This is a genomic window from Acidovorax sp. KPB24-03 (assembly GCF_057546605.1).
In genome coordinates this window covers 1-4,930 of the sequence record NZ_BAAJYR010000259.1, presented here as the reverse complement: position 1 = coordinate 4,930, position 4,930 = coordinate 1, and the positions used below count along the sequence as shown (strand labels likewise).

The following is a 4,930-nucleotide window of genomic DNA, read 5'->3' as shown; positions in this document are numbered from 1 at the left end:
GCCGCCTGGGCGGCGACGAGTTCGTGGTGTACCTGCACGGGGGCGATGCCGCGATCGCCGAAGGCGTGGCGCGGCGCATGCTCGAGGACATGCTGCGCCCCTTCATGCTCGACGGCATGGGGTTTTCCATCCAGTGCAGCATCGGGGTGGCGCTGTACCCGCAGGACGGCGAAACGCTGGACGACCTCATCAAGCAGGCCGACACCGCGATGTACCGCGTGAAGGAGCGCGGCCGCGGGAGCTACGGCTTCTACCAGCCGCAGATGAATGCGGACCTGCTGTCGCGCATGAAGCTCGAACACGCCATGCGCCAGGCCCTGGGCCAGCAGCGCATGGTGGTCCACTACCAGCCGCAGGTCGCCATGGCGACCGGCAGCGTGGTGGGCGCCGAGGCGCTGCTGCGCTGGACCGATCCGGAACTGGGGCCCATTTCGCCAGGCGTTTTCATTCCGCTGGCCGAAGAGTCCGGCTACATCATCACGCTGGGTTCATGGGTCATGGAGCAGGCCGTGCAGGAGGCTGCGCGCTGGATGCGCTCGGGCTCGCCACTCGTGATGGCCGTCAACGTGTCGGCGCTGGAATTCCGCCAGCCCGATTTCGTCGATCGGCTCACGCAGCTGTTGCTCAAGCACGGCCTGCCGGCCTCGCTGCTCGAACTGGAGCTGACCGAGACCATCCTGCTGCAGGATGCGCTGGAGATGGAGCAGCGCCTGCAGGCGCTGGCCGAACTGGGCATCGGCCTGGCCATCGATGATTTCGGCACCGGCTATTCCAGCCTGGCCTATCTGAAAAAGCTGGCGATCCACAAGCTCAAGATCGACCAATCGTTCGTGCGGGGGTTGCCCGACGACGACGGCGACCGCGCGATCATCAATGCCATCGTGCACATGGGGCGCGCGCTGCACATCGAAGTGGTGGCGGAGGGCGTGGAAACGCAGCAGCAGCGCATGGCGCTGGAGCAGATGGACTGCCGCTACTTCCAGGGGTATCTGTGCGCGCCGGCGATGCCGGCCGAAGCCTTCAGAAGCCTGCTGGCGAGCCGCCAGAGCTATTCGTGGGGACTGTCGACGCCGGCGTGAAAACCGCCGGGCCGTGGGAGAAACAGGTGTCTGCGAATGCCACCGGACCGGCATCCTGAACCGGGGGTTCAGGTGGGCGAGGGCAGCCAGGCGTTGGGTTCATCTGACGCGAGATGATCACGCTCACCGGGCAATGTACCAAGCCCGTGCTCAATGAGCATTGGTTCAAGGAAATATAAAGCCCGGCAGCACCGCAGACGTCTCCATTGTAGGCGCTGCATGCACGGCGCGCGAGTGGCCGTTGCGTAACCCTTTTTTAAAGAAGGCGGCCGTCGTCGCCGAGCGCATCGTCCAGCCGGCGCAGCAGCAACTGCATCTGGCCGGACGGGTCGCCCGCCAGCGAGGCGTGAGATGCGTGCAATGGCGCCGGGGCATCGGTGGATTGCGGGCCGGCGGCCGGGGCCAGCGGCGCGGGCTCCGTCGGGGCTGCCGCCTGGGCCTGTGCAGCGGAGGCCAGGTCGGCCTCTTCGCGGTCGGCGATCTCGAAGGCCAGGTTGAGCGCTGCCAAAACGGCGATGCGCTCGCGGGCCCGCACCTTGCCGGCATCGCGGATGCGCGTCATGGCGGTGTCCACGCGCTCCACGGCCTGCAGCAGGCGCGATTCGTGGCCCTCGGGGCAGCCCAGCAGGTAGCTCTGCTGCATGATCTGGACTTCGATCTGCTTCATTCGGCGTCCTTCGAGGGGGGCGTCGCAGGCAGGCTCTCCAGCAGCGCGTCTACACGGGCGCGGGCGGTGTTGAGCCGGGATTTGAGCGAGTCTCGCTCCTGGGTGAGATGGACCACCTGGGCGGTCAGCAAGGCATTGGCGCGTTGCAGTTCCGCATGGCGCAACAGCAGCCGCTCCACGCGTTCGGCGATCTGGTCGATGGGAGAGGATGGATCCATACAGCCGCAATTGTAGGGTTGGCGCCACCACCCGCCCATCCAGCGGCGTTTACAGGCTGCAACACCCGTAAAATCCGCGGGTTGGTGCTCGCAGCATGGTTCGCATGCTGCAGTTCAACGGGAAGCAGGGAGGTTTGCGTTCGCCAGAGCGCGCCGTGCCTGCGCTGCCCCCGCAACGGTCAGCGGACGGGTCGGCCCTTTCTCCGACTCACTCTCCAGCCATGAGCCACTGGGCGCCTTGAACAAGCGCCTGGGAAGGCGCTGGAGGGCGCTCCGCCAGCCCGGATACCGGCCAACAACGTGGCCGCGCTTGGGACCGCCATGGTCCTGAAGGCGCGGCTGTTTCGCCCAATGCCGGCGGGGAAGCCGGCGCGGGGATGTTTGCCAGTCTGTCTGTTTCCATGAAAAAGCCCTTGTTCCCCGCGCGCGCCGCTGCCATTGCCGCTGCCGTGCCTTCCTCGCCCCTGCGGCCTGCCGCCCTGGCTGTTTCCCTGGCCCTCGCGTTTGCCGCCGCACCCGCCGCGCAGGCGCAGGATGCCCCCATGCTGTTGGCGCAGAACCAGCGCGTGCCCTCCCTGGGCGAGACCGTGGTGGCTGCCACGCGCACGCCCCAGCCGCTGGCCGACCTGGTGGCCGACGTGTCCGTGCTGGACCGCGAGGCCATCGAGAACAGCGGCGCGACCGGCCTGGCCGACGTGCTGGCCCGTTTGCCTGGCGTCGAGATGGTCCGCAACGGCGGCCCGGGCAGCGCCACCAGCCTGTACCTGCGCGGCGCCGAGACGCGCTTCACGGCCGTGTACATCGACGGCGTGCGCATGGATTCGCAGTCCACCGGCGGCGCGCCGTGGGAGGCCATTCCGCTGGCCGTCATCGATCGCATCGAGGTGCTGCGCGGCCCGGCCGGCGCGGTGTACGGCTCGGACGCCATTGGCGGCGTGGTGCAGATCTTCACGCGCCGGGGCGAGGCCGGCACCGCTCCCTACGTGGGCGTCGGCGTGGGCAGCCAGGGCACCTACAAGGCCGAGGCCGGCGTGAGCGGTGCCACCGGCGCGGTGGACTATGCCGTGGGCCTGGCGCGCGAGACGAGCCAGGGCTTCAACGCCCGCACCGTCGCCACGCAGAACCCCGACAAGGACGGCTATCGCCGCACGTCCGGCAACGCCCGAGTGGGCCTGCAGATCGATGCAGTCCACCGCCTGGAAGGCACGCTGGTGGCCAGCGAGATGAACTCGGGCTACGACACCCTGCCGCTGGGCAACGACGACCGCAACCTGCACCGCATGCACGCCCTCGGCCTGAACTGGGCCGCGAAGTGGAGCCCGCAGTACACCACCCGCGTGTCGGTCACCGACTCGCGCGACCGCTACGAGACGCGGCCTTCCGTGTACCTCTCCGACACGCGCCTGCGCGGCTACCTGTTCCAGAACGAATGGCGCCAGGGCCCGCACCTGGTGACGGCGGCCCTGGAGCGCCGCGAGGACCACCTGGAGAACGCGCCCATCGACCGCAAGCGCTCGCAAGACGCGCTCGCGCTGGGCTACGGTTTCAATGCCGGCGGCCACACGCTGCAGTTCAACGTGCGCCACGATTCCGACAGCGAGTTCGGCGGCCAGAACACCGGCAGCGCAGCATACGGCTATGCCATCACGCCGCAGTGGCGCGCCACCGCGTCCGTGGGCACCTCGTTCCGCGCGCCCACGCTGTACCAGCGCTTCAGCGAGTACGGCCTGGCATCGCTCAAGCCGGAAGAGGGCCGCAATGCCGAGGTGGGCCTGCGCTGGGCCGAGGGCGCCGGCACCTTCTCGGCCGTGGCCTACCGCAACCGCGTGAAGAACCTCATCGTGTTCGGCGGGGCGGGCGGCTGCCAGTCCAACTTCGGCTGCTATGCCAGCGCCGCGCGCGCCAAGTACGACGGCGTGACGCTGTCAGGCTCGTACAAGGTGGCCGGCGTACAGTTGCGCGGATCGGTGGATTTCCAGAATCCGCGCGACGAAGACACGGGCCGGCTGCTGGCGCGGCGCTCCAAGCGCCACGGCACGCTGGGGGCCGACACGCAGGTCGCCGGCTGGACGCTGGGCACCGAAGTGCAGGCCTCGGGCCGGCGCTTCGACACCGCGGCCAACACCACGGTGCTGGGCGGCTACACGCTCGTCAACCTGTATGCCAGCACGCGCATCGCACGCGACGTGACGCTGCTGGCGCGCGTGGACAACCTGGCCGACAAGGATTACCAGCTGGCCCGCACCTACGCCACGGCGGGGCGCACGTTCTATGCGGGCCTCAAATGGGCGCCGCAATGACCGCGGCGCAGCCAGCGATGAAGAACCCATGAGGGCGAGGGGAGAAGCAGCAGCGCGAGAAGAAGAAGCGGCTGGCATGGCGGGCAGCGTGGGCTGTCCCGCCATCGCCATCGCCGCACCCGCGTCTGGCCAGGGCAAGACCACCGTGACGGCGGCGCTCGCGCGGTTGCACGCGCGCCAGGGGCGCCGGGTGCGGGTCTTCAAGTGCGGCCCCGATTTCCTCGACCCCTGCTGGCACCAACTGGCCAGCGGCGCTCCGGTGCACCAGATCGACCTGTGGATGACCGGCGAGGCCGACATCGCGCAGCGCCTGCATGCCGCCGCGCGCGAGGCCGACCTGATCCTCATCGAAGGCGTGATGGGCCTGTTCGACGGCGCCCCCAGCCTGGCCGATCTGGCGCAGCGTTTCGGGCTGCCGGTGCTGGCGGTGGTCGATGCGTCGGCCATGGGCGCCACGCTGGGGGCTGTGGTGCACGGCCTGCGGCACTACCGCGCGGGCCTGCCATGGGCCGGCGTGCTGGCCAACCGCGTCGCCACCGAACGCCATGCCGACCTGCTGCGCGCAGGTCTCAACGATCCCGCGGACTGGCTGGGCGCGCTGCCGCGCGTGCAGCGGGATGCGCAGGACGGTGCCGCGGCCAGCACCCGCCGCTGACCCCACGCCGG

Annotated in this window: 4 protein-coding genes, 1 pseudogene and 1 riboswitch; of the genes and pseudogenes, 3 read left to right on the top strand and 2 right to left on the bottom strand. The window is 69.4% G+C overall.

Annotated features, from left to right (window positions below; genetic code table 11):
* The coding region (locus AC27KI_RS18645) for a putative bifunctional diguanylate cyclase/phosphodiesterase (protein WP_487115202.1) at positions 1 to 1,079 on the top strand (1,079 nt) is incomplete at its 5' end.
* Positions 1,080 to 1,335: 256 nt separating this feature from the next.
* On the opposite strand, the gene AC27KI_RS18640 is transcribed toward AC27KI_RS18645, so the two are convergent.
* Entirely contained in the window at positions 1,336 to 1,746 is a 411-nt protein-coding gene (locus tag AC27KI_RS18640) for a cell division protein ZapA (protein WP_284406778.1), read from the bottom strand.
* Entirely contained in the window at positions 1,743 to 1,964 is a 222-nt protein-coding gene (locus tag AC27KI_RS18635; RefSeq protein ID WP_272548299.1) for a DUF904 domain-containing protein, read from the bottom strand. Before AC27KI_RS18635 ends, AC27KI_RS18640 begins: the two co-directional genes overlap by 4 nt.
* Positions 1,965 to 2,030: 66 nt before the next feature.
* Positions 2,031 to 2,275, top strand: a riboswitch (cobalamin riboswitch).
* A 90-nt stretch (positions 2,276 to 2,365) separates the two neighbouring features.
* Between AC27KI_RS18635 and AC27KI_RS18630 the strand changes: the two genes are divergently transcribed.
* Together AC27KI_RS18630 and AC27KI_RS18625 are read left to right on the top strand one after the other, a co-directional pair.
* Positions 2,366 to 4,264, top strand: coding sequence for a TonB-dependent receptor domain-containing protein (locus AC27KI_RS18630; protein WP_487115200.1), 1,899 nt, complete (start codon positions 2,366 to 2,368; stop codon positions 4,262 to 4,264).
* 76 nt (positions 4,265 to 4,340) lie between these two features.
* Positions 4,341 to 4,895: pseudogene (locus AC27KI_RS18625) on the top strand (nucleotide-binding protein); the annotation flags it as partial.
* Between the last annotated feature and the right edge of the window lie 35 nt (positions 4,896 to 4,930).